Annotated in this window: 23 protein-coding genes; 15 read left to right on the top strand and 8 right to left on the bottom strand. The window is 57.3% G+C overall.

The window, feature by feature from the left end; all coding sequences use genetic code 11:
• The first annotated feature begins 106 nt into the window (after positions 1-106).
• Positions 107-1,057 carry a ring-cleaving dioxygenase gene (locus HKD40_RS08820; protein WP_169195372.1) on the top strand — a complete coding sequence of 317 codons (951 nt, stop codon included), beginning with the start codon at positions 107-109 and terminating at the stop codon, positions 1,055-1,057.
• Positions 1,058-1,099: 42 nt separating this feature from the next.
• On the opposite strand, the gene HKD40_RS08815 is transcribed toward HKD40_RS08820, so the two are convergent.
• The 3 genes from HKD40_RS08815 to HKD40_RS08805 form a co-directional block, all read right to left on the bottom strand.
• A complete protein-coding gene (locus HKD40_RS08815) occupies positions 1,100-1,822 on the bottom strand; it encodes a hypothetical protein (protein WP_169195371.1) in 723 nt (240 codons plus the stop codon).
• A gap of 73 nt (positions 1,823-1,895) precedes the next feature.
• Entirely contained in the window at positions 1,896-3,905 is a 2,010-nt protein-coding gene (locus HKD40_RS08810; protein WP_169195370.1) for a VWA domain-containing protein, read from the bottom strand.
• Positions 3,902-4,453, bottom strand: coding sequence for an RNA polymerase sigma factor (locus HKD40_RS08805; protein WP_169195369.1), 552 nt, complete (start codon positions 4,451-4,453; stop codon positions 3,902-3,904). The genes HKD40_RS08810 and HKD40_RS08805 overlap by 4 nt, the downstream gene beginning before the upstream one ends.
• Before the next feature lie 105 nt (positions 4,454-4,558).
• Between HKD40_RS08805 and HKD40_RS08800 the strand changes: the two genes are divergently transcribed.
• Entirely contained in the window at positions 4,559-4,753 is a 195-nt protein-coding gene (locus HKD40_RS08800) for a hypothetical protein (protein WP_169195368.1), read from the top strand.
• Between the two features lie 46 nt (positions 4,754-4,799).
• Here HKD40_RS08800 and mnmA read toward each other — a convergent pair whose 3' ends face one another.
• On the bottom strand, positions 4,800-5,951 hold the full coding sequence (gene mnmA / locus HKD40_RS08795; protein ID WP_210257065.1) for a tRNA 2-thiouridine(34) synthase MnmA: 1,152 nt from the start codon (positions 5,949-5,951) through the stop codon (positions 4,800-4,802).
• Between the two features lie 250 nt (positions 5,952-6,201).
• Between mnmA and HKD40_RS18175 the strand changes: the two genes are divergently transcribed.
• The 11 genes from HKD40_RS18175 to HKD40_RS08740 all read left to right on the top strand — a co-directional run bounded on the left by HKD40_RS18175 (position 6,202) and on the right by HKD40_RS08740 (position 18,030).
• A complete protein-coding gene (locus tag HKD40_RS18175) occupies positions 6,202-7,707 on the top strand; it encodes a flagellar hook-length control protein FliK (RefSeq protein ID WP_169195367.1) in 1,506 nt (501 codons plus the stop codon).
• Between the two features lie 10 nt (positions 7,708-7,717).
• A complete protein-coding gene (locus HKD40_RS08785) occupies positions 7,718-8,410 on the top strand; it encodes a flagellar hook assembly protein FlgD (RefSeq protein WP_169195366.1) in 693 nt (230 codons plus the stop codon).
• A 139-nt stretch (positions 8,411-8,549) separates the two neighbouring features.
• Entirely contained in the window at positions 8,550-8,828 is a 279-nt protein-coding gene (locus tag HKD40_RS08780; protein ID WP_035085775.1) for a DUF1153 domain-containing protein, read from the top strand.
• 306 nt (positions 8,829-9,134) lie between these two features.
• The gene (fliF, locus tag HKD40_RS08775) at positions 9,135-10,763 is read left to right on the top strand and encodes a flagellar basal-body MS-ring/collar protein FliF (protein WP_248306525.1); all 1,629 of its coding nucleotides are present in this window, start codon (positions 9,135-9,137) and stop codon (positions 10,761-10,763) included.
• Positions 10,764-10,768: 5 nt separating this feature from the next.
• Positions 10,769-11,845: a flagellar motor switch protein FliG gene (gene fliG / locus HKD40_RS08770; protein ID WP_169195365.1), complete on the top strand. Its 1,077-nt coding sequence runs from the start codon at positions 10,769-10,771 to the stop codon at positions 11,843-11,845.
• 2 nt (positions 11,846-11,847) lie between these two features.
• A complete protein-coding gene (locus HKD40_RS08765; RefSeq protein WP_169195364.1) occupies positions 11,848-12,534 on the top strand; it encodes a FliH/SctL family protein in 687 nt (228 codons plus the stop codon).
• A 41-nt stretch (positions 12,535-12,575) separates the two neighbouring features.
• Positions 12,576-12,866, top strand: coding sequence for a flagellar motor switch protein FliN (gene fliN / locus HKD40_RS08760; protein ID WP_248305988.1), 291 nt, complete (start codon positions 12,576-12,578; stop codon positions 12,864-12,866).
• 10 nt (positions 12,867-12,876) lie between these two features.
• On the top strand, positions 12,877-14,241 hold the full coding sequence (locus HKD40_RS08755) for a sigma-54 dependent transcriptional regulator (protein WP_169195362.1): 1,365 nt from the start codon (positions 12,877-12,879) through the stop codon (positions 14,239-14,241).
• Between the two features lie 98 nt (positions 14,242-14,339).
• Positions 14,340-16,502, top strand: a complete 2,163-nt coding sequence (flhA, locus tag HKD40_RS08750; protein ID WP_169195361.1) for a flagellar biosynthesis protein FlhA — start codon at positions 14,340-14,342, stop codon at positions 16,500-16,502.
• Positions 16,503-16,535: 33 nt separating this feature from the next.
• On the top strand, positions 16,536-16,991 hold the full coding sequence (locus HKD40_RS08745) for a GNAT family N-acetyltransferase (protein ID WP_169195360.1): 456 nt from the start codon (positions 16,536-16,538) through the stop codon (positions 16,989-16,991).
• A 364-nt stretch (positions 16,992-17,355) separates the two neighbouring features.
• Positions 17,356-18,030 (top strand): PRC-barrel domain-containing protein, encoded by a 675-nt coding sequence (locus tag HKD40_RS08740; protein ID WP_248305979.1) that lies wholly within the window; start codon positions 17,356-17,358, stop codon positions 18,028-18,030.
• A 68-nt stretch (positions 18,031-18,098) separates the two neighbouring features.
• Here the strand turns inward: HKD40_RS08740 and fliJ are convergent, their stop codons facing one another.
• Together fliJ and fliI are read right to left on the bottom strand one after the other, a co-directional pair.
• A complete protein-coding gene (gene fliJ, locus HKD40_RS08735; RefSeq protein WP_169195359.1) occupies positions 18,099-18,509 on the bottom strand; it encodes a flagellar export protein FliJ in 411 nt (136 codons plus the stop codon).
• Between the two features lie 60 nt (positions 18,510-18,569).
• The gene (gene fliI, locus HKD40_RS08730) at positions 18,570-19,898 is read right to left on the bottom strand and encodes a flagellar protein export ATPase FliI (RefSeq protein WP_169195358.1); all 1,329 of its coding nucleotides are present in this window, start codon (positions 19,896-19,898) and stop codon (positions 18,570-18,572) included.
• Between the two features lie 437 nt (positions 19,899-20,335).
• Here fliI and ctrA point away from each other — a divergent pair, with 437 nt between their 5' ends.
• On the top strand, positions 20,336-21,043 hold the full coding sequence (gene ctrA / locus HKD40_RS08725; protein ID WP_169195357.1) for a response regulator transcription factor CtrA: 708 nt from the start codon (positions 20,336-20,338) through the stop codon (positions 21,041-21,043).
• 133 nt (positions 21,044-21,176) lie between these two features.
• On the top strand, positions 21,177-22,310 hold the full coding sequence (locus HKD40_RS08720) for a hypothetical protein (protein ID WP_169195356.1): 1,134 nt from the start codon (positions 21,177-21,179) through the stop codon (positions 22,308-22,310).
• On the opposite strand, the gene HKD40_RS08715 is transcribed toward HKD40_RS08720, so the two are convergent.
• Entirely contained in the window at positions 22,307-22,675 is a 369-nt protein-coding gene (locus tag HKD40_RS08715; protein WP_169195355.1) for a response regulator, read from the bottom strand. The genes HKD40_RS08720 and HKD40_RS08715 overlap by 4 nt on opposite strands.
• Before the next feature lie 64 nt (positions 22,676-22,739).
• The gene (locus HKD40_RS08710; protein ID WP_169195354.1) at positions 22,740-23,444 is read right to left on the bottom strand and encodes a histidine phosphotransferase family protein; all 705 of its coding nucleotides are present in this window, start codon (positions 23,442-23,444) and stop codon (positions 22,740-22,742) included.
• Positions 23,445-23,481 lie beyond the last annotated feature (37 nt).

The raw sequence follows: 23,481 nt of genomic DNA, 5'->3' as shown, positions 1-23,481 counted from the left end.
AATCGACACCAATCCGTTGCCTATTACGCAGTTTCTGAACCCCTAATCCTGACATACATTCAGTCTCGAACAACGGCGCACTGGCGCCGCGCTAGGAGAATACAAAATGTCCCTGGAACTTGGCGGCATTCACCATCTGACTGCAGTGACGGCAGATGCACCGCGCAACCTGAAATTCTACACGAAGACCTTGGGCATGCGTCTGATCAAGAAGACGGTCAATCAGGACGACACCTCGGCCTATCACCTGTTTTACGGTGACGGCGTTGCCTCGCCCGGCGCAGACCTGACCTTCTTCGACTTCCCCACCATGCGTGAACAGCGCGGCAATCACACCGTCGGCCGCACCGGCCTGCGTGTTGATAGCGAAGCGACCTTGCAATGGTGGAAGGAGCATTTGGCTGATCAGAATGTTGCGACCAGCGGCATCAAAGAACGCTTCGGTCATGTCTCGATGGATTTTGAGGATTTCGAAGGCCAGCGCTTCCGTCTCCTCGTCGACGACAAGAACAAGGTTGTTCCTTGGGCGAAGTCGCCAGTCCCTGCCGACAAGCAGATTATCGGTCTTGGCCCGATTACGCTGTCTGTGCCGGAGCTGGCTCCAACCGATGCTATGCTGACCCGCGTCATGAACATGCGTCAGGTGCGCAACTATCCGGCCCGCGACAGCAAGGGCGAGGTCTTTGTCTACGAAATGGGTCCCGGCGGTCCGGGCGCTGAAGTGCATGTCTCGGTCAATCCAGATCTGCCACGGGCTCGCCCGGGCGCTGGTGGGGTGCACCACGTCGCCTTCCGCACCAAGGATCAGGATGATCTGCGCGCCTGGATCGACCGGATCAACAGCTTCGGCATTCGCTCCTCGGGCGAAGTGGAACGCTTCTACTTCACCTCGCTCTACTTCCGTGAGCCGAACGGTATCCTGTTCGAACTCGCGACAGACGTTCCCGGCTTTGCTGCCGACGAACCAATGGAAACTCTGGGCGAAAGCCTAGCGCTACCACCATTCCTGGAGCCGCACCGCGCTCAAATCGAGGCGGGCCTCAAGCCGCTCGAATAAAAACTAAAGGCCGGAGGAAACTCCGGCCTTTGCTTTTTTGTCTTATGGTCGGGAGGGAGGGAGCCCGTCGTCTGCCGCGCGCCCTCCCATGCCAAGTCCCATTCCCATCCCGCCGCCAGTGCCACCGGCGCCCCCTCCCCCTTGGCCACCGCCACCGCCTCCTTCACGTCCACCTCCTGAACCCGCGCCACGCCCGCCACGAGCACCGCCAGCGGCAGGACGTGTGGGTCCTTGCATTGGAATTTCGAGGTCTTTGGGAATGGGATCCAGGTCAAGCGCATCGCGAATATAATTGCGCAGCGACACCACAAGGTCATGGGTATGGATTTGATTGCCAGCCACCAACTCTCGCGCCGCCTTCTCGGCAAGCCGCACCTGTTCATCAGTGCCCAAAAGAATAATGTCCGACAGTGCGGCCTCCACCGCATCGCGCACCTGGCGCACCCTTTCGAACATTTCATCGCTCATTGTACGCGGCGAGCTTTCGACCTCCCCACTTTCGGCAGCGGCTTTTTCCGCTGCACGGATGTCACGCAAATGGCGCGGATCAACCGAAAGGCGCCCGGTAAAGGAACCACCCAAAACCTTATAGGCAGCGATCAGCGTCTTAAGCCGCTCATTGATTTGGCGGTTCATTCGCTGCTGGCGCTGCTGAATGGTCGTCATCATCACCAGTCGAATGCCAATACCAACCAGAGCAAACAGAGCGATGCCAATCAGACTTGTGAGCACTCCCTGCCACGTCGAAAAATCAAATCCCCGCACAGTCCGCTCTCCTCCGTCTAGGCTTCTGCCAGCATAACCAAAAACAAGGGGCCGGTTTGTCCGGCCCCTTATATTATTTTACCGCGCGGTCTGGCTGTAGCGCTGCCGCGTCGCCGATAAGGCGGATAAACTCAGCACGATACCCGCCCTCGTCATTGCCTCGCCCAGCTTGTGCGAGGGTTTTGATCTCGTCCCAACTCATAGTTTTTCCATAAGAAGAGCCTCGCAGCTTCTGACCAAAGGCGGCAACAGCGGCGGCAAACTGCGCATCAACGCCAGCGTCGGCAATGTCGCCATAAACCACCTCGGGCGTAATCGGCACTTCAATTAGCTCGGAAACCGCACCCTCAGGCGCCTTATAGCGCATTTTCAAAAAGGCGATTTCCTCAGCCGTCCCAGTTGGCGAGGTCTGCCCATAGCGCAGCGGGTCAACGTGCTCCCCACCCGACCCCACCGGGGTAATTTCATAAAGCGCAGTCACGGTCGTCCCAGCACCAACCTCGCCCGCATCCACCGCATCATTATTGAAATCCTCGCGGTTCAATGCGCGGGTCTCGTAACCAATCAGACGATACTCAGCGATGACTGCCGGATTGAATTCGACCTGAACTTTGACGTCCTTGGCTATGGTGTGGAGCGTTCCGCCCACCGCCTCAACCAACACTTTTCGAGCTTCAGCAAAGCTCGAAATATAGCTGGCATTGCCGTTCCCATTTTGGGCTAGCGCCTGCATGGTCGCATCATCAAGATTGCCCCGCCCAAAGCCCAAAACAGAGAGGCTAATGCCACTGTCGCGCTTGATCGCAATGAATTTCTCAAGGGCGCGCGTGTCATCAATACCTACGTTGAAATCACCGTCGGTGGCGAGGATCACCCGATTGGTGCCCCCCGCAATCTTGGCTTGCTCGGCCAGCTTATAGGCGAGCTCAATCCCTTCCGCCCCAGCCGTACTGCCGCCGGCGTAGAGCTGATCAAGTGCGTCCATAATCTTGGCTTTATTGTTCGCGCTCGTTGGCTCGAGCGCCACGCCAGCAGAGCCTGCATAAGTGACGATGGAGACCGTATCGTCATCCGACAGCTGATCCAGCAGAAGCGCGAAGGCGCGTTTGAGCAGCGGGAGCTTGTCGGCATATTCCATTGATCCAGACGTATCGATCAGAAACACCAGATTGCTGCTGATTTCTTCACGCACCACCTCGCTACCCTTGATGCCGATCTGCATGATCTGGGTCTTATTGTTCCACGGCGTCGGGAAGATTTTGACCTCTGAGGAGAACGGCGCACCATCTGCCTCCGGCGCGGGATAATCATAAGGAAAATAATTGATCAGCTCTTCGATACGAATAGCGTCCGCTGGCGGCACGAAGCCATCGTTGAGCGCTCGGCGCGTGAAAGCATAGCTGGCCGTATCAACATCAAGGGAAAATGTCGAAACCGGCTCTTCAGCCGCGACCTTGAGGCGTTGCTCGTCAAACTCGGTAAAACTGCCACCTACAGGGTTCTCGGCCATTGCGGACATAGGCATACCACCCTGCACCATCGGCGCCGCTTCGCGGGTAGCGATGGCTCCAACCGATGGCGCTGGCGCACGCATGATCGACTCTGATGGCAATGGCGCTGGCGGCGGGGCAATGGCCATGTCGAGCGCTGGCGCCGCCGGCGCTTTTTGCGCAATAGCGGGCGCAGCGTCTGCCAATACCTCTGGCACAATAGCGGGCTCGGCCGGCACTACTTCAAGCTTCTGCGTGTCTGCTTCTGTTTCAACGACAGACGGGGCTTGGGTCAGCGCAGTCGAGTTGTACAGATGATACCCGAGTGGCAGCACAACGACGGCAATGGCCAAACTGCCGATAGGAAGACGCATATCCATGATCGAACCCTTCGAGAGGTTTTTGATGATGGACATAAGACGGCCACCCCAAGCAGAACCTTGGGTCGGTTTTTCGTTTTTTTGCGTGTCCTCGGCCTGAGCAGCGGCAAAGGCAGCGGTCGCGGCGGCCAAAGCACGAGCGCGCGCATCGTCTCGCGGTGCTGGCGGCTCTACGCGGTTCAACGAGGAAAATGGATCGTTCTGGTGGCTCATAAGAACCCCCTCAAAGTCTTGCGGGCTTCGTGGACATGGAAGGACACAGTGGCCTCCTTGATACCCATAATTTCTGCGGCTTCGGCGTGGCTCAGCTCTTCGGCGTAGACCAAGAGCACAGCGTCGCGTTGTTTCTCAGGGAGTGTGCGCACCGCCGCCCAAAGCTCATTGCTTGTGGTGGCCATTTCCTGTTCGGCGGGCTGATCATCGAGTGAGACCTGCGAATAAGCCTTGGCATAGTTCCCACGTGTTTGCCGCGCGCGTTGAAAGTCGCGCACGGCATTGAACGTAATGCGATAGGCCCAACTTGAAAAAGCGCTGCGCCCGTCAAACCCGGCAATGGCCTGGCCGATCTTGACGCAAACCTCCTGAGCGATGTCTTCGGCGTCATCGCGATTTCCGCACCACCGCCACGCGGTACGGTAGATTACATCATAGTGCTCAGCTATAAGCACGCCAAAAGCCTCAGGATCACCATTGCGCGCGCGGATCGCGAGCGCATAGCTGGTCGCTGAAGTATTTGGCTCTGGTGCGGCGGACAGTCCCATCACTTGAGCATGCACATTTTTACTCGAACAGCTATTGTGCAGAGTAAGACGCCCCACAAGCACCACTCCTTGGGTGTGTGCGGTAAAAAGGTTTGGAACGAGCCAATGACCGAGAAAAAGCCCCTCCCCTTCGGCCTAACCAGTGGACGCATTCTCATTCTTTGCATGGGCGCGCTGCTGGCCATCATCACCATTTCGATGTCGATGGGTGGTCTGCACACCTATGAGGCGCTGAAGGAAGCGAACAACGCTGCCAAAACGGCAACGCCGGCCCAGGTCGAAGTGGCACCAGCCCAATAAACAAAATGGGCCTCACCGAATTGATGAGGCCCACTTCAATTCCAAACTATGCCACCAGCGCCTGCGGCACGGCTTCAGCGATAAAGCCGCCGCCGAGGACTTGGCTGGTTTGGCTATCGTCAACGTAGAAGACGCAAGCCTGCCCTGGCGAGATGCCGTATTCGCCAGTGACCAAGGTCACATAAACCTCACCGTCACGCATTTGAATGACGCCGGGCCGCGGGCCACGGGTGGACCGCACCTTCACTTCCACAGGCGCACCATTACCCGACGCTGCTTCTGCCAACGGCACCGAACCCAACCAGTTCACATTGCGCAAGCGCACGGTATGGGTCTTGAGCGCTTCGCGCGGACCCACAATAACGCGCCCGGTCTTGTGCTCGAGCTTAATGACGTAAAGCGGCTCCCCGGCGGCAACGCCGAGCCCCTTACGCTGACCAATGGTGTAATTGACGATACCGTCATGTTCGCCGAGCACGCGCCCGTCCAAATGTACAATCTCGCCCGTCGAGAAGGCTTCCGGATGCATCTTGCGGATAATGTCGGAATATTTCCCCTGCGGCACAAAGCAGATGTCTTGGCTGTCGTGCTTTTCCGCAATCTCAAGGCCGAGCTCACGCGCGAGTTCACGCACCTGCGGTTTGCCCATCCCGCCGAGCGGGAAGCGCAAGAAGTCGAGCTGGTCCTGAGTGGTGGCGAAGAGGAAGTACGTCTGGTCGCGGTCACTATCGACCGGACGGTAAAGCTCGCGCTTGCCGTCGGCCCCAATACGGTCTTGCACATAGTGGCCGGTTGCCAAAACATCGGCACCAAGGTCACGCGCGACCGTCATGAGATCAACGAACTTCACCGACTGATTACACGCAATGCACGGCACCGGCGTTTCGCCCTGCTGATAGGCATTGGCGAAGGGCTCAATCACCGAGCTTTTGAAGCGTTCTTCGTAATCGAGAACATAGTGCGGAATGCCGAGCTTAGCGGCGACGCGACGCGCATCGTGAATGTCCTGGCCAGCGCAGCACGCACCCTTACGGTGGGTGGCTTCGCCATGATCATACAGCTGAAGCGTAACGCCGACAACTTCATAGCCCTGACGGGCAAGAAGGCCAGCAACAACGGAGGAGTCTACGCCACCGGACATCGCGACAACAACGCGAGTGTCTTCGGGGCGCTTGGCAATATCAAGCGAGTTCAACATTTCTCTTTTGTGTCCGGATGGGTTCAAGGGCCAGCGGAAACTGTGGGGCGCGTTCTACGCCGAAGCGTTAGCGCTGTCCATTCCTACCCGGCAGCTTTTGCCCCAACACGGTAGTTCTTACTCGGACACCCAGAGCGGCTACCGCATAACAATCCGGCTACACCCCTGAAATCCTTGAGTTTACTGAGCAGATCTCAAAATGGCAGGGGTTTTGCATCACAACGCTCAGTATTGTGTATTGAGGCTCCCAGTGGCTCCTAATTCTTTCGCTATCAATGGTGGCAGCTCCAGTGCGGCGGCTCAGGCTTTTGCAAGCCAGCAGAGCCAGCCCAGCAATGGCAAAAACTCAGGCGGCAGCGATTTCGCAGCGCTGCTTTCCGGCACCAATACGAGCAAAGCGGCGGAACCTGCTCCCAAGAAGGATGCTCCGCCTCCTACTGAGCCGACCAATTCTGCCGCTGACCAGCACGAACCCGCTCCTATTGAAGACAACGAAGAAATCGAAGTCGTTGATCCCACAGCTGCGCCGGTGCCGCCGCCTATCGACACCACACAATTGGTTGCGTTGAGCGACGCTCTGGCGCAGCTCCGCGACAGCTTGGAAAGTGGCCAGGCATTGGACCCGGAATTGCTGGCGCAAATCAACAACACGTTGAGCCAGCTGGCCAATCAGATGGGTGTAGACTTTGAAGCTTTGACCGCTTCAGCTGATCTCACAGCGCTGCTCAATGGCGTGCCGAACGATGCGACCTCGGCAGAAGGCTATTTCGCCACGCTGATCCGCTCACTCGGGGGCACCAACGGCCTCGATAAATCTGCCGAGGCCGCGGAAGCTATCGCACAGATCAATGAGAAATTGGCCAAGCTGCTTGCCGCTATCGAGGCTGGCGAAGTCGACGCCAACAAGCTCGCTTCTTTGGGGCTTGCCGCCGACAAGCCGCGCCCCAATGACGTCGAGCAATCTCTTCTCCGCCTCGCCAAATCAGCAGCAGACCAACCCACCGGCCCGGTATTAGCTGTTCCGTCGCTCAAAATGTCCGACCAGCTTCTGGCAGGCAGTTCTGAAGACACGTCTTCGGCGCCGACGACACTTTCCGAGCCCAAGCTTGCCGAAACCAACACGGCATCTTCAGGCGATGACAACAGTGACGCCAAGCAGTCGAACGACGGCGCACCTGCTGACCGTCGCCCTGTGGCCGCCCCGACCACTGCCAAGCTGGCAGATATAATTCCAGCGTCGACCCAGATCGTTGACGTTCCAACTGCGCAAACCGCAGACATAAAAATTGAAGCTGCCGCCCTGCGCACTATTCCGCAGACCTATTTGTCGAGCCAACAACAGCTCAACATTCCGGCGATAGCCTTTGAAATGTCCAGGCAGATGGAGGGCGGCATCTCCCGCTTCCAGATTCGCCTAGATCCAGCCGAGCTGGGTCGCATTGATGTGCGTCTCGACGTGGACCAGAATGGTCAGTTGAACGCCAAACTGATTGTCGAACGGCCAGAAACCCTCGACATGATGCAACGCGACCAGCGCGCACTTGAACGTGCGCTGCAACAAGCCGGCATCGATGCCCATCGCGCTACGCTCGAATTCTCGCTCAAGCAGAATGACCAGCAAGCCAATCGCGACGGCAGCCCATTTGATCGCGCAGAAGCGTTGCTCGAATCCGACGATACGACATCCGAACCTGTTCCACAGGTCACGCTCTACCGCGGCTCACTCCAAGCTAGCGGGCTCAACATCCTTGCTTAGGTGAACTCAAATGGCTGTAAACGGCGTCACTGGCTCATCAACCACGTCGGCCTCGCCAACTGCGCGATCCACGATCGCGCAGAACTTTGACACATTCCTGTCGATTCTGACGACGCAGCTAAGAAATCAAAATCCGCTCGACCCCTTGGATACGAACCAGTTCACCCAACAACTGGTTCAGTTCACTGGGGTTGAGCAGCAGCTCAAGACCAATGACTTCTTGGAAGCTTTGCTGGCCAATACGCAGAATCAGGGTCGCGTCGATGCGGTCTCCTATATTGGCAAGGAAGTGACCGCCTCGGGCAAAACTGGGGAACTCAAAGAGGGCGGGGCGATGTGGACGTATAACGCCGCCTCACCCGTCGCCAACGCGACGGTCACCATCAAGAATGCGACAGGCAGCGTGGTCTATGTGGAGCAAGGCTCGCTCAATGCGGGCGTGGGCAACTTCCTCTGGACCGGAGCGGGTTCGGACGGCAACAAGCAGCCTGACGGCGTCTACACGATCGAGATCACTGGCACCAATGTGAGCGGCAACGCCATTTCGATATCGACCTCCAGCGTTGGAGTTGTCACCGCCGTCGATTTTAGCGGCGCTGAGCCAGTCCTAACCGTTGGACGCAACAAGGTCGCCCTGAAGGACGTCACCAGCGTGCGCAGCACCGGCCAAGTGACGACACCGCCACCCGCCACTGGCAGTTGAAATAGACTGCCGTGTGTAGGCCAAAAGCTGTCCGCAATCACACGCTACTGTTAACCTATTGTAAGTTTCCCCTTAGGGGTATTTTAAGGCCACTGCCCTACTCTCACCATCATATGGTCAGGTTTGAGTAGAGAGTAAAATGACCGTACAGATGCGTCCTCGCGTGAAGTACGTTATTGGCCCGGATGGCAGCCCGCTAACTATTGCGGATCTGCCCCCAGCCAATACACGACGGTGGGTTATCCGTCGGAAGGCCGAAGTTGTTGCTGCCGTTCGCGGTGGGCTGCTAAGCCTAGAAGAAGCATGTGAGCGTTATACGCTCAGCGTCGATGAGTTTCTCAATTGGCAGGCAGCCATCGACAAGCACGGCCTTGCGGGGCTGCGCACCACTTGGATTCAGCATTACCGAGAGGGATAAAATGCGTAGGGCTCCGGCCCAACTTGGGTTTCCCACAGTTGCATCTTCCCTAGACCCTCAAAAAGGGTCAGTCACAAGTCTGCCACAAATCTTAACCCGCCGGCGAAAGCTGGCGGGTTTTCGCATTGTAAATCCACAGCTTATGACGAACGTGCCTCCCCAGCAAATGCTTGGGTGGCAGGCAGTTATTGCCGGGTATTTGCAAAATGCGGCAATCGGTTAACACCTTGTTAACCATCAAATAGGTAAATTTTGCCCAGCGGTTGGTGGGGGCTCCAGCGACCGAACGAGTCGCAGAGTGAACGCGTGGAAACCTTAACTACATTTATCAACCGGATCGGAATGGCCCGCCTTGCGGCAATGGCTCTCGTTGCGGTTCTCATGCTCGGATTTTTCGGGTTTCTTATCATGCGCGCCCAGACCCCAAATCTGGCGCCCCTCTATTCTGGATTAACGTTAGAAGATTCATCGGCAATCATTACCGAGCTGCAGACGCTCAACATGCCGCACGAAATTCGCGGCGACGGTGACACCATTCTGATCCCGCGCGATCAGATCACCACCGTCCGTATGCAGCTTGCTGGCGAAGGTCTGCCGACCCGCGGCCAAGTGGGCTATGAAATTTTTGACCAGCAGTCGACGCTCGGCGCGACCAGCTTTGTCCAGAACATCAACAACGTTCGTGCCCTTGAAGGCGAACTCGCACGGACCATCACGTCCCTGACCCGCATCAAAAGTGCGCGCGTGCATTTGGTTCTGCCAGAGCGTGAACTATTCCGTCGCGAACGCAAGGATCCTTCAGCCTCCATCGTACTTTCGGTCCGCGGTCAACTTTCGAACAACGAAATTCGCGCCGTTCAGCACATGGTCGCCTCGGCCATTGAAGGCCTGAACCCAACCCGCGTCTCCATCGTAGACGACCAAGGCAATCTGCTCGCCTCGGGCGCCGAAGGCGACGAAGGCAGCCTCGTCACCGCCAAGAATGAAGAGCGCACGCTTTCTTATGAAAACCGCATGCGCACCCGCATCGAAGACATGCTGGCAAACGTGGTTGGTGCAGGGCGCGCCCGTGTTGAAGTTGCAGCAGAGCTCGACTTCAATCGCCAGACCGTAACGCAAGAAACCTTCGATCCTGAAAGCCAAGTTGCACGTTCTATCCAGTCGCGCGAAAGCGAGACCCTGTCGAACGGCGCGAATGGTCAGGTCACGGTTGCAAACGAGCTTCCAGGCGCCAGCGAGAACGCTGCCAATGGCTTTGCCGAACAGGGCACCTCGCTCGAAGAGACCACCAACTACGAAATCAATCGTACGACCCAGGTAGCCACCACTGAGCCGGGTGCTGTTAAGCGCCTCTCCGTCGCTGTGGTTGTGGACGGTAGCTATGCCGACGATGGCAACGGCAACCTCGCCTACAATCCCCGTAGCGCCGACGAAGTCAGCCAGATCTTGACCCTTGTTCGCTCAGCGGTCGGCTTCTCGGCAGAACGTGGCGACACTGTTGAAGTGGTCAACATGCAGTTTGCCGAACGCCCAGGCCTTGCTGGCGTAGGCACCGACAACACCGCAGGCCTTCTCGACTTCACCCGTGATGACCTGATGAATGGCGCAGAAATGGCCGTCACCCTGCTCATCGCTCTGGCCCTCGTGTTCTTCGTGATGCGCCCTCTGCTCAAGAAGGTTCTGAGCCCAGAAACCGAAACGCTTGCTTTGCCCGAAGCAGCTGAGCTCGGCAACCACGCCGTCCTCACTGCCGACGGACAGCTGCTCGACGAGCAGTTGCTCCAACCCCAGGACAAAACCCCAGCGTGGGTGGCCAACGCCAAGTCCATGGGCGAAACCCAGCTGCAGACGCTCAAGACCGTCGGCACGCTCGTTGAAGAAAACCCCAAGCAGGCCGCACTTATCGTGCGTGACTGGCTCGGCAGCGCGGCGTAATCGAAATGACCCTCGTTTCTCAGTCTGGCAAAGATCAGAACCTTCAAATCGGCGCCGGCGCACTCTTGCAGGTTGGCGGTCAGCAGCGCACCCTTAAGGGCGACGAGAAGGCCGCAGCCCTCGTCCTCGCGCTCGGTCCTGATTACGGCAAGCCCATTTTTGACGAACTCGACGAAGTCGAAATCCGTCAGCTTTCCCGCGCCATGGCTCGTCTTGGCCCGATCACGCAGGAAATGCTCGACGATTTGTTGATCGATTTCGTCACGAACATCTCCTCGCACGGCAATCTGACCGGCACCACGGACTCCACTGAACGCTTGCTCCTCTCCTTCCTGCCGCAGGAACGTGTGGACGCGATCATGGAAGAAATCCGCGGTCCGGCTGGCCGTAATATGTGGGAGAAGCTGTCGAACGTTCAGGCGGATGTTCTGGCCGCCTATCTCAAAAACGAATACCCGCAGACCATCGCTGTGGTGTTGTCCAAAATCGATCCAGACCACGCCTCCAAGGTCCTCGCCGTTCTGCCAGAAGAATTGGCGATGGACGTGGTGCAGCGCATGCTTGGCCTAGACCCTGTGCAGAAGGAAATTCTCGAGAAAATCGAGAACACGCTGCGCGTCGAGTTCATGTCCACACTCAACCACCAGAAGCGTCGCGACAGCCACGAACAGATGGCTGAAATCTTCAACGCATTCGATCGTCAGACTGAATCGCGCTTCATTACAAGTCTTGAGGAGATTAACCGAGACGATGCCGAGCGCATCAAAGCGCTCATGTTTACCTTTGAGGATCTGGCACGGCTCGACACGTCGGCCATCCAGACCCTGCTTGCACGCCTCGACAAGCGTGACCTCGGTATCGCCCTTAAGGGGGCCAGCGATACCGTCAAGGATGTGTTCTACCGGAACATGTCTGGTCGCGCTGCAAAGGTCTTGCAAGACGATATGCGCGATATGGGCCCGGTTCGGCTCAAGGATGTTGACGAAGCCCAGACCCGCTTGGTGGCAACGGCAAAAGATCTCGCGGCCAAGGGCGAGATCGTCATCCTTAAGTCCAAAGCCGACGACCAGATGGTGGCTTAACCATGGCCCAACCGGTCCGCTATCTTTTCGATCTCGATCTGGGCGAAGAACCCGGACACGTGATCAGACATGTGCCAGCCGAAGCGGAAGCACCCGCTCCGCCGCCCGTTCCCTCAATCCCCGAGGATTTGGTGGCGCAGCTGATAGCCGACGCCAAACGCGAAGCGTTCGCTGAGGGTGTAACACAAGGCGAACGCAATGCTGCCAACACAGCAGCACAGACGATCGCCGCACTCGGCACGACACTGGCGACCCAAGTGGCACCCTATGCCCAGGCGCTGGATGAAGCCATTCATCGCCACCAGTCAGAAGCCGCAAGCTTGGCACTGGCTGTTAGCAAAAAGCTCGCGCATCAACTCGTCGCTCGCCAGCCGACAGTTGAGCTTGAAGCATTGATAGCGGAGTGCCTCGAAGGCTTGGGGGCCGTCCCACACCTTGTGGTGCGGTGCCACCCTGAAATGGCCGACGCTATTCGGGAGTCAGCCACCCAACACGTCAATGCCACGGGATTTGCCGGGCGTTTGGTAATCATGGGTGACGAAGACATTCGCCTTGGCGATGGCCGTATGGAATGGGTCAATGGCGGTGTCGTGCGCGACATAAGTCAAACGACCATCCAAGTGGAACGCCAAATTTCTGACTACCTTGCTGCGCGTCAGCGCAACCCGAATGCTAAGGAGAGCGGTTAATGGCCGATCCTGACAACACACTTGAGAGCCTGCTCGACGAGATGGACGCGCCCGAGCGCGCCGAACGCGATGTCACCTATGTCGAACGTACCGCGGGCGACCTAGAGGCCGTTTTTGACGTACCAGTACGCGTTTCGGTCGTTCTCGGCCGGACCAAAATGCCTGTTTCTCAGCTGCTCAAACTCGATACCGGGACGGTCATCGAGCTCGACCGCCAAGTTGGCGAAGCCGTAGAAATCTATGTCAACGACCGTTTAATTGCGCGTGGTGAAATCGTGCTGGTGGAAGACCGGCTGGGTGTCACCATGACCGAAATTATCAAGCCACAATAGGAGCTCTGCCATGCGCCTTCTCATTATCGGTGCGCTTGAGGGTCAGCTCTCGACGGCAACCAAAATGGCTATGGATGGGGGAGCCAAAGTCGCTCACGCCCCCTCGGTTGAGATTGCGCTGGCTTCGCTTCGTTCTGGCAAAGGGGCCGATCTGCTGCTGGTCGATGTCATGATGGACATCACCGGCCTAATCGCCGCTCTGGAAGCAGAACGCATTGTTATACCGGTCGTCGCCTGTGGCGTCGAAGCCAATGCCGCAGCAGCCGTCAACGCCATCCGCGCCGGGGCCAAGGAATACATTCCTTTGCCACCCGACGCGGAGCTCATTGCCGCCGTCATTTCCGCAGTTGCCCGCGAAAGTTCCGACTTCCTCTTCCGCGACCCTTCGATGGAACGCGTTGTCCGCATGGCCGAGCAGATCGCTGGCTCGGAAGCCTCGATCCTGATCACCGGTGAGAGCGGCACGGGCAAGGAAGTTGTGGCCAAGTTCGTCCACGCTCGTTCCAAGCGCGCCAACAAGCCCTTTATCTCGGTCAATTGCGCCGCGATCCCAGAAGCTTTGCTCGAATCCGAACTTTTCGGCCATGAAAAGGGCGCCTTCACCGGCGCCGTCGCGCGCCGAATTGGCAAGTTTGAAGAAGCCTCTGGCGGCACGTTGCTGCTCGACGAAATTTCAGAAATGGATGTTCGCCTGCAGGCAAAGCTGCTGCGTGCCATTCAGGAGCGCGTCATTGACCGCGTCGGTGGCGGCAAGCCAGTCCCCGTCGATATCCGCATTCTCGCGACCTCGAACCGCAACCTCAGCGACGCTGTGCGTGACGGCTCGTTCCGCGAAGACTTGCTCTTCCGCCTCAACGTTGTGAACCTCAAGCTGCCTCCGCTGCGCGAGCGTCCAGGCGACGTTGCCATTTTGTCGGAACACTTCGTCGCGAAGTACGCCAAGGCAAATGGCATTCCGCCGCGTCAGCTGTCGCCTGAAGCTCGTGACGCCCTCGTTCGGGCTCCATGGCCAGGCAACGTCCGCGAATTGGAAAACACGCTTCACCGCGCGGTGCTGCTGTCTTCTGGCGACACCATTGGTCCCGAGTCGATCGTTTTGCCAGATGGCATGGGCCTCGCTGAGGCAGCCCGTGCTACCTCCCCGGCACAGATGGCGGCTCAAACGGCCCAAGCTATGAATCGTGCGATTGTCGGCCGCACCGTTGCCGACGTTGAACGCGACCTCATCCTCGATACCTTGGATCATACGCTGGGTAATCGCACCCACGCGGCAAACATTCTGGGGATTTCTATCCGCACGCTGCGCAATAAGCTCAACCAGTACACCGATGAAGGGTTACATGTTCCTGAGCCAGGCGAACGGCGGAGCGCTTAAAGGAGCGGTTGTGCAGAACCACGAGTTAATCGGAATGCAGCGAAACGAGCGCTATGCGCGGACTTCGTTTATCGCGGCCAAGCCGTTCGTGAGCGAGCATGACTGACCAATCCACGAATTCGCGTAACAATTTTGGTCTGCCCGATCTCGGGCAGATCCTACAAGTCCTGCGCTCGGGCGACGTTGCCCTAGCCGCCGGCGTCATGGGTCTGATCGTTATCCTGATCGTCCCACTGCCCGCTATTCTGGTCGACCTCCTCCTTGCCATCTCGATCGTCTTCTCTGTGATGATCCTGATGACTGCCCTCTTCATCCAGAAACCACTCGAATTTTCGGCTTTCCCGACGGTTCTGCTGATCGCGACCATGTTGCGCTTGGGCTTGAACCTGGCGACAACGCGCTTGATCCTGTCAGAAGGGCACAACGGCACCGATGCAGCTGGTCACGTTATTGAGGCCTTCGGCAACTTCGTTACTCGAGGCAATTTCGTCATCGGTACGGTGATCTTCATCATCCTAGTGATCGTGAACTTCATCGTTATCACTAAGGGTTCTGGCCGTATCGCCGAAGTGGCGGCTCGCTTTAGCTTGGACGCCATGCCGGGCAAGCAAATGGCGATCGATGCGGACTTGTCCGCCGGTCTGATCGATGAAGACACTGCCAAAAAGCGCCGTGCTGAACTTGAGGGAGAAAGCTCCTTCTTCGGTAACATGGACGGTGCGTCCAAATTCGTGCGCGGCGACGCCATTGCAGGCCTCATTATCACCTTTATCAACGTGTCCGCCGGCATTCTCATCGGCGTCATGCAACAAGGGATGGACTTTGGCGAGGCTGCGAACGTTTATACGCTCCTGACCATTGGTGATGGCCTAGTCTCCCAGATTCCCGCTCTGATCGTTTCGACCGCAGCTGGTATTCTGGTTTCTAAGTCGGGCGTCACCGGCGCCGCTGACAAGGCCCTCAGCAGCCAGTTTTCAGGCTACCCCCGCGCACTTGGCATGTCGTCCGCAGTCATGGCCATGCTCGCCATGCTCCCAGGCATGCCAATCTTGCCGTTTCTGGCGCTCGCAGGCGGCGTTGGCTATGCCGCGTTCCGCGCCTCAAAGTCAAAAGCTGTCAGAACGGCCGATGACGCCGCAAACGCCCTTAAGAAGTCGGCGCTGCCCGGACCAGGCGGCGCACCGGGCCTTCCGGCGAATGCTCCCGGCTCACCTTTGGCGGAGGCTCCGATCAGCGACAGCCTCAAAATCGACGATCTCAAGCTCGAACTGGGCTATGGTCTGCTCAGCCTTGTACGCGACGATGGCAATGGTTCGGATCGTTTGACTGAACAAATCAAGGCTCTGCGTCGCCAGCTGGCGATGGAGCTTGGTTTCGTCATGCCGCCCGTCCGCATTCTCGACAACATGCAGCTTGAACCAAACGACTACAAAGTTCGGATCAAAGAAGTTGAAGCAGGTGCAGGGCAGATCTTTGCCAACCAGTTGATGGTGATGGACCCCTATGGCAACAAGATCGACCTGCCGGGACACTCAACTGTCGAGCCAACTTTTGGCCTTCCGGCAACGTGGATCGACCCCGCATTGCGCGACGAGGCGGAGCTTCGCGGCCTGTCGATCATCGACCCGTCAACCGTCATTTCGACCCACCTGACCGAAATCCTCAAGGCTAACGTCTCGGATCTTCTCAGCTACGCCAACGTGCAGTCTCTGCTCTCCGGCCTTCCGAAAGATCAGCAAAAGCTCGTGGAAGACATTATCCCGAGCCAGATTACGGTTTCGGGGATCCAGCGCGTCCTACAGGCACTCCTTGCCGAGCGCATCTCAATCCGCGATCTGTCGACAATTCTCGAAGGTATTGCAGAAATCTCGGGTGCCGGTCGCTCCGTGCAAACCATTACCGAGCATGTTCGCTCGCGCCTTTCGCGCCAGATCTGCGCTGCTAATTTAGGCCCGGATGGCAGCTTGCCGCTTTTGACCCTCTCGCCCCAGTGGGAACGCGACTTCGCTGAGGCCATGGTTGGTGATGCTGATAACCGTCACCTCGCTATGGCCCCATCCAAACTTCAGCAATTCATCTCCGGCGTGCAGGCCGCTTATGAAAAGGCAGCACAGGCGGGCGAGATGCCAGTTCTGATCACATCGCCTTCAATTCGCCCGCACGTTCGCTCGATCGTAGAGCGCTTCCGTCCGCAGACCTTTGTGATGAGCCAGAACGAAGTTCATCCACGCGTTCGCCTGAAAACAGTCGGCAGCGTCTAGCGCCATGCCCCTCTTGGTCGTTACAAGAGGGGCATGAGCACCACTATTCTTTCCGTTCCGGTTTTTTCCACCCTCTGCAACGCCGCCTTCGGCCTGCGCAGGGAAGTTTTCGTATGGGAACAAAAAGTGCCCGAAGAAGACGAAATGGATGACTATGATCTCACCGCAACCCATTTCGTCGCCATCCAAGAGGGCGAAGTTGTGGGCACTCTGCGGCTGATCTTTCTCGATGAGCACGTCAAAATCGGCCGGGTGGCCGTGCGACAGAGCTTCCGGGGACGCGGGATAGCCAAGGCTATGCTTCGGACAGCCATGAACGCCGCAGCCGGACAAGGGCACGACCGGTTCTTCCTTGGCGCCCAATCCGACAAACTAGGCTTTTATGAAAGCTTGGGGTTTGTTGCGTTTGGACCCGAGTTTGAGGATGGCGGCATGCCACACCGAGCCATGCGCACCTATGACAAGGATACTGCGCAGCTGATCGATTAGCGGATCGTTAATCATTAACACGCCCTTGAGGTGCTGCTTTAGATAACTTCCGATAAGCTAAGGATGTCGATGCAATGTCGGCTCCTAAGAGCACAAACATTGCGCGCGTCATAATCATCCCCTGCCCTAGCGCAGGCGCGGAAGATTAAATGATATGAGCCCGTTAACGGGAGGCAGAGAAGGCCGGCGTTGGCATCCAACGACCGGCTTTTTCATTTTCGCTGAACCGACAAAGTAAATTTTAACGGAACGGCTGCCGCCGAAGACGCGTTGTTTCAATCATAATGGGCCGCACGGTGCGCCACAGCCAAGTTTTGCACCGCACGGCCCTGTTCATCGCAACGACGAACCATTGGAGCTTACAATGATCCGCACGCTTTTTGCTACTACCGCACTGACCGCTGTTTTGAGCATGGGTGCCATTGCCCAGGACGCCGTAGTGGTCGCCCCAGCAGAACCAACCGTTGGCCAGAAGGTCGACAATGCTCTTGATGCGGCCGGTAACGCCATGCAGAACGCCGGAGATGCCGTTAAGGACGCTGCACAGGACGCGGGCGCCGCTGTCGATAACGCAGTAGACAATGCTGGTGCCGCCGCGAACAATGCGGCTGCCAATGCCTCGGCTGCCGCAAATAATGCAGCGACCGACTTGGCGCATGCAACCCGCCAGCCAATCGATCTGGCGACCGGTTACGTCGTGCTCGACGGTGATGCCGTCGTCAGCAAGCTGATCGGCGCGCCAGTTTACTCAGACACCACCGACACTGCTGAAGAAATCGGTACAGTGAAGGATCTCGTGATCGGCCTTGATGGCTCGATCCAGGCCGTTGTTCTGGGCGTTGGCGGTTTCCTCGGCATCGGTGAAAAGAACGTTGCTGTCGATTTCACAGCCCTCGACCACGCGATCGCCTTTGACAACACCGAACGTTGGGTCATGCCAACAACCGCTGAAGCGCTGACCAGCGCCCCAGACTTCGTTTGGGAAACCGATGCTGTTGTTGCTCCAGCAACCGAAGTGACCCCAGCACCAGCGATGTAATTTGATCTCGAGAGATCAAAAGCAATAGGCCCGCTACGGCGGGCCTATTCGTATTCTTTAACCTGTATTTAGCGGCGATAGCGCAAGCGAGCGACTTCGTCGTATTCAGCCTGCTCGAGCTTGTTCTGCTCATCACGTTCACGCTGGTGCTCGCGCTGATCAAGCAGCTCGATCTTCTTGAGCTCCTCGAGCGCCTCAGCCAGCGCATCCTGCGCCGCTTCAAGTTTCACGCGCATATCGTTTGCCGAGGCGAGCAGATTGTCTCTACGACCCATCGCTGCCTTGGCAAAGGTTGAGTATGCGAAGTGAGCAATATCGGTAATACCGGTTTTGCTTTGTTCGATCTCAATCTGCTGATCGAGTTCGGTGGCCATGCGTTCGAAGTCGGCGATCATCATTTCGATCTGGGCGACTTGGCGACGCTTCTCATCCACCTGAAATTTCTTGAGTCTAATCAGACTCTCATTGCGCGACTTCACGACCTGTACTCCTTACACACCAAGTCAGTTCCGGAGCCCTGCCATACACGCATTGCTCCATCAGCCCCGTGCATCCGCTTCAGCGATAATCTCAGCCAGCCCGGCATAACCGTCCTGGATCGATGTCACCTCATCCCGTCTCTGGCTCAAAAAAGCCTCAAGCTTCGGGTTGATAGCGATTGCGCGGTCCACAAGCGGATCTGACCCTTTCCGGTAAGCCCCCAGCCGGATCAGCTCCTCCATGTCCGAGAAAATGGACATGAGCTCTCGCGCTCGTGTCAGGGTTGGTCGCACCTCTTCAGGCACGCACCCCGGCATTGTACGCGAGATGGACCGGAGCACATTGACGGCAGGGTAACGTCCCCGCTCGGCAATGCCGCGCTCCATCACAATGTGCCCATCGAGAATCCCGCGCACGGCATCCGCAATTGGCTCGTTGTGATCATCACCTTCCACCAAAACGGTAAATAGACCTGTAATAGAACCGGTCAAAGGCGTTCCTGGCCCCGCTCTTTCGAGCAAACGAGGCAGTTCTGTGAACACTGTGGGCGGATAACCCTTCGCGGTCGGCGGTTCACCAACAGCCAGCCCGATTTCACGCTGCGCCATAGCAAAGCGTGTCAGACTGTCCATCATGCACAAGACGCGTTTGCCCTGATCGCGGAAATACTCCGCCAGAGCCATGGACATATAGCATGCCTGACGCCGCATCAGCGCCGCTTCGTCCGACGTTGCCACTACAACGATAGCGCGCTTGAGCCCCTCTTCGCCGAGATACTCGCCGATAAACTCATGCACTTCGCGCCCACGTTCACCGATCAAACCGATGATGGAAACGTCCACATCCGTATTGCGGGCCAACATCGACATGAGCACCGACTTGCCCACGCCCGAGCCCGCAAAAATACCCATGCGCTGCCCTTCACACATGGTGGTGAAGGTGTTGAGGCATCGCACGCCAAGCTCGATAGGCTCACCAACACGGACACGGTCGTGAGCGGCCAGCGGCGACTGACGCAGCGGATAGGACATAGCCCCGCGCGGCAAAGGCCCCTTGCCGTCGATCGGCTCGCCATTAGCGTTCACAACGCGCCCGAGCCAAGCCTCACTCGGATTTACCGCGCCATCATGGCGCCGGAAAATCGCCTTGCAGCCCAACCGCACCCCACCGAGTTCTCCAAACGGCAGGCAAAGCGCATGACCGTCCCGAAACCCGATGATTTCAGCGAACAGCACTGTGCCGTCGCTGTTGATGATCTCAACCCGACCACCGACGCGCAATTCACGCACAGGGCCGGCAACCTCAATGAGCAGGCCTTGCACGGATTTCACCCGCCCAAACACCTCCACTTCCTCGACCGCGTCTATGGCTGAGATAAGGGCCTTCATATTTCCTATATGCGCTCCATATGGCCGTCGCGCGGTAAAGGTTACCGGGGAGAGCGAATCGGCATGCGTAATTCCTCACGAGGGTAACTGAACGTTAACTGAAAATCGCTATCAGCATTCATGATTGGGGATATGTGTCCCCTGCCCAGACTTGGGCGAAACCCTTACCCTCACCGCCAAATGCCTGAGTCGAGAGAGTCCGTTGAAGGGCTTTCTTAACGTAATGCTTTAAGAATTTTTCGAGCAATTTTCCTAAGTTTTTCAACGATTTAAACTTAATTCACCCTAACGCGTTTTGCGTATTGCGGATCAGAATTAAACTTTGTTAACTAATTGCACTTAGGGTTCAGTCATATCCAGTAGGGTTGGAGCGGAAAGGGCAATCTGGCCTTGCCTACCGCAAGTTCCAGCAGGAACGACATGACAAGGGGATTATAATGCGGGTACTCCTTATTGAGGACGACAGCGCGACAGCGCAGAGCATCGAACTGATGCTGAAGTCCGAAAGTTTCAACGTCTACACCACCGACCTCGGTGAGGAAGGCGTGGATCTTGGTAAACTCTACGACTACGACATCATTCTTCTGGACCTGAACCTGCCCGACATGAGCGGGTATGAGGTTTTGCGCACGCTTCGCGTCGCTAAGGTCCAGACGCCAATTCTGATCCTTTCGGGTCTGGCTGGCATCGAAGACAAGGTCCGCGGTCTCGGTTTTGGCGCCGACGACTACATGACCAAGCCTTTCCACAAAGACGAACTCGTGGCCCGCATCCACGCCATTGTCCGTCGTTCCAAGGGCCATGCCCAGTCGGTCATCTCGACCGGTGACCTGCTTGTTAACCTCGACACCAAGACCGTCGAAGTTCAGGGCCAGCGCGTTCACCTGACCGGCAAGGAATACCAGATGCTGGAACTCCTTTCCCTGCGTAAGGGCACGACCCTGACCAAGGAAATGTTCCTCAACCATCTGTACGGCGGCATGGACGAGCCCGAACTCAAGATCATCGACGTGTTCATCTGTAAGCTTCGCAAGAAGCTGTCGGTTGCCACCGGTGGTAAGAACTACATCGAAACCGTTTGGGGCCGTGGCTACGTGCTGCGCGAGCCCGATGAGGCAGACGTTTACAGCGAGAACGTCGCTTAAATCTGATCCCCCAGATCGTTCCAAAAACCTCGTGCTCAACAGCGCGAGGTTTTTCTTTATATGGGTACCGCCATCGGAACTGGCGCGCGTCTGATGTCGTTCCGCTTTCAAAGACGCTGTTGAGAGCAGAACCATGACCGACCTATCGCGCCGCCTCCGCGAACCTCTCCCCCTTGTGCTACTGGTCTTAGCTGTCGCTGGCTGGATTGCTTTCGTAGCCATGTGGATCAACGCAGGCCTTTCGGACCGCCAACAGCAGGAGACATTGGCCCTGCTCACAAGCGAGCGCGATCAGCTATCCGCCACCCTGGCGGAGCGTGACCGCACCCATGGGCAAATTGCGCAAGCCAATGCCAAGCTTTTGGATGTTGAACAACAGTTGGGCTCGGTGAGCACCGCGTTCACGGCAGCTTCAACCGAACTCGAGGCCCGCCAGAATGAGTTGGCACAGGCCGTCACACACCTCGAAGACACCAAATCTGCAACGCAGGGCCTGATCCAACAGGCTGACGCCGCCAAACAATTGCTCAATGAAGCCGCGTCGCGGCAAGCCTCTATCCAGGCAGAGACCGAGTCAGCATCACGTCAGCTCAGCGAAGTAGACACGCGCTTAACGGAGGCGCGTCGACAGGAGCAGACGGCAACAACCAATGTTGCGCAAATGGCCCAAGAGGTCGCAACGAACTCAGCAACTCTTGCGGACCTTCAGTCCGAACTACAGTCCTCGCGAACCGAGCTCCTTGAGGCTCAGGACCGCCTAGCACAAGCAAAGCTCGCGACGGAAACGGCGAACACGGCTGCACAAGAGGCTCAGGCTAAACTGGCAGATCTGACGCAGGCAAAGACCACTCTTGAAACACAGGTCGCGGCCTATTCAGAGCAGCTCACAACACTCCAACCGCAGGTCGAAGAGCTGACGCGGAACCTTACGCAACGCTCAACGGCGTTGCAGAGCGTCGAAACCAATATCGCTCAGGCCATAGCGCCGAGCCTAAATGGCACGACATACGAAACACCGAGCGGGCTCAAACTGACATTGCTCGATACCGGCAGCTTCACGCTCTCCGATAGTCTCAACCGCCAAGTTTCTGGACGCTTTGTTATGGCAGAGGGAGAATTGACCTTAAGCGAGGCCAGTGGACGGCTGGGCGCAGCCCAGTTCCCGATGACCTGCCCTTACTCAGAAACCGAAGATGGCTTCACACTTGGCCAAGCTGAGGGCTGCGTCTTGTCTGATCTTACTTTTGCCAGATCAGAACCGCTCTAAGCAGAGAGCAATTGCGGGTCGAATTTGATCTCTAGGAACTGCCGATCGAAGGGCTTCATCATGTAGTCATTGGCTCCCGCCTTTAGGGCGAGGGCAATGGCCCCAATGTCGTGCTCGACTGTGCAATATATCACCCGAGGCTTTTCACCACCGACATAGGTGCGCAAAAGCTTGATGAATTCGAGGCCACTCATGATGGGCATGTGCCAGTCCACCAGCACGACATCAGGCATGGTCTCGCGGCATTTCTCGATTGCCTCCTGACCATCCTCGGCCTCGTCGACAATATAGTCGAGATCTTCCAGGATCCTGCGGGCAACCTTACGGACGACGCTAGAGTCATCAACGATTAGGCACGTGCGCATAAAAAAGCCCCGGAACGAATGTCGTTCCGGGGACTATGCAGTCTAACTGGTTGGCGAAAGGTTATTAAGCCTGCTCAGGCGCCGTATTTCCTGCAGTCTCAGCCGATTTCATCTTTGGCGTTGCAGTAAAATAGAACTGCTCATTTTCAAGACCGATCGTCAGTTCCATATCGGTCATGCGCGCGAGGAGGCCCGTATAGAAGGGCTGAATGCCACGCGCATCAACATAACCCTCTTCAGGAATGCCCATTACCAGGCCCGCTGCGCCCGCAGGCACCAATGTGCGCTGACGCTTTTCGGTGTCGCTCTTGGAATAAAACTCAAACTTTTCTTCGCCGGTCCCGCCAGAGATCTTGGCAGTCACCTGACCACCGCGCGGCACCGAACCTGCTGCGATCAGCAGCATGTTCATGAAGAGCTTTGCCTTGTGCTTTGGCAGTAGGATCAGCGGCACATTCCACTCAAGATCGGCCTTTTCGACCTCGAACAGAATGCGCGCAACGCGTTCGCATTCGCGTGTGTCGATATCGGTGCCCGAAGTGGACGACGCACCATAAGCCAAACGAGCGAACTCTAGCTTTGCCCGGCTCTGCGTGGCCGCGTTGGCGATCAAATCGCGCGCGCCTTCCGCCATTTCACCCTGCGAAGGGTCTGCGAGCACTTCTAGGCCATTACCAATTGCGCCAATGGGATTGATGAGATCGTGGCAAACGCGCGAGCAAAGCATAGCCGCCAGATCAGTTGCATTGAGCTCAATGATATCGGCCATGCGCCTATGCTCCAAAGCTTTATGAGGAATCAGTTCA

This window comes from Devosia sp. MC1541, assembly GCF_012847305.1.
In the GTDB taxonomy this organism is placed as follows: domain Bacteria; phylum Pseudomonadota; class Alphaproteobacteria; order Rhizobiales; family Devosiaceae; genus Devosia.
This window is presented reverse-complemented; position numbering and strand designations above follow the sequence as displayed.

Excerpts from the sequence above, each read along its gene's own strand:
- HKD40_RS08720 (WP_169195356.1), top strand. The coding sequence starts at position 21,177 with ATGACCGACCTATCGCGCCGCCTCCGCGAACCTCTCCCCCTTGTGCTA.
- HKD40_RS08810 (WP_169195370.1), bottom strand. The coding sequence starts at position 3,905 with ATGAGCCACCAGAACGATCCATTTTCCTCGTTGAACCGCGTAGAGCCG.
- ctrA (WP_169195357.1), top strand. The coding sequence starts at position 20,336 with ATGCGGGTACTCCTTATTGAGGACGACAGCGCGACAGCGCAGAGCATC.
- HKD40_RS08785 (WP_169195366.1), top strand. The coding sequence starts at position 7,718 with ATGGCTGTAAACGGCGTCACTGGCTCATCAACCACGTCGGCCTCGCCA.
- flhA (WP_169195361.1), top strand. The coding sequence starts at position 14,340 with ATGACTGACCAATCCACGAATTCGCGTAACAATTTTGGTCTGCCCGAT.
- HKD40_RS08820 (WP_169195372.1), top strand. The coding sequence starts at position 107 with ATGTCCCTGGAACTTGGCGGCATTCACCATCTGACTGCAGTGACGGCA.
- HKD40_RS08710 (WP_169195354.1), bottom strand. The coding sequence starts at position 23,444 with ATGGCCGATATCATTGAGCTCAATGCAACTGATCTGGCGGCTATGCTT.
- HKD40_RS08740 (WP_248305979.1), top strand. The coding sequence starts at position 17,356 with ATGATCCGCACGCTTTTTGCTACTACCGCACTGACCGCTGTTTTGAGC.
- HKD40_RS08745 (WP_169195360.1), top strand. The coding sequence starts at position 16,536 with ATGAGCACCACTATTCTTTCCGTTCCGGTTTTTTCCACCCTCTGCAAC.
- fliI (WP_169195358.1), bottom strand. The coding sequence starts at position 19,898 with ATGAAGGCCCTTATCTCAGCCATAGACGCGGTCGAGGAAGTGGAGGTG.
- HKD40_RS08780 (WP_035085775.1), top strand. The coding sequence starts at position 8,550 with ATGACCGTACAGATGCGTCCTCGCGTGAAGTACGTTATTGGCCCGGAT.
- HKD40_RS08755 (WP_169195362.1), top strand. The coding sequence starts at position 12,877 with ATGCGCCTTCTCATTATCGGTGCGCTTGAGGGTCAGCTCTCGACGGCA.
- fliG (WP_169195365.1), top strand. The coding sequence starts at position 10,769 with ATGACCCTCGTTTCTCAGTCTGGCAAAGATCAGAACCTTCAAATCGGC.
- mnmA (WP_210257065.1), bottom strand. The coding sequence starts at position 5,951 with ATGTTGAACTCGCTTGATATTGCCAAGCGCCCCGAAGACACTCGCGTT.
- HKD40_RS08805 (WP_169195369.1), bottom strand. The coding sequence starts at position 4,453 with ATGGGACTGTCCGCCGCACCAGAGCCAAATACTTCAGCGACCAGCTAT.
- fliN (WP_248305988.1), top strand. The coding sequence starts at position 12,576 with ATGGACGCGCCCGAGCGCGCCGAACGCGATGTCACCTATGTCGAACGT.
- HKD40_RS08800 (WP_169195368.1), top strand. The coding sequence starts at position 4,559 with ATGACCGAGAAAAAGCCCCTCCCCTTCGGCCTAACCAGTGGACGCATT.
- HKD40_RS08765 (WP_169195364.1), top strand. The coding sequence starts at position 11,848 with ATGGCCCAACCGGTCCGCTATCTTTTCGATCTCGATCTGGGCGAAGAA.
- HKD40_RS08715 (WP_169195355.1), bottom strand. The coding sequence starts at position 22,675 with ATGCGCACGTGCCTAATCGTTGATGACTCTAGCGTCGTCCGTAAGGTT.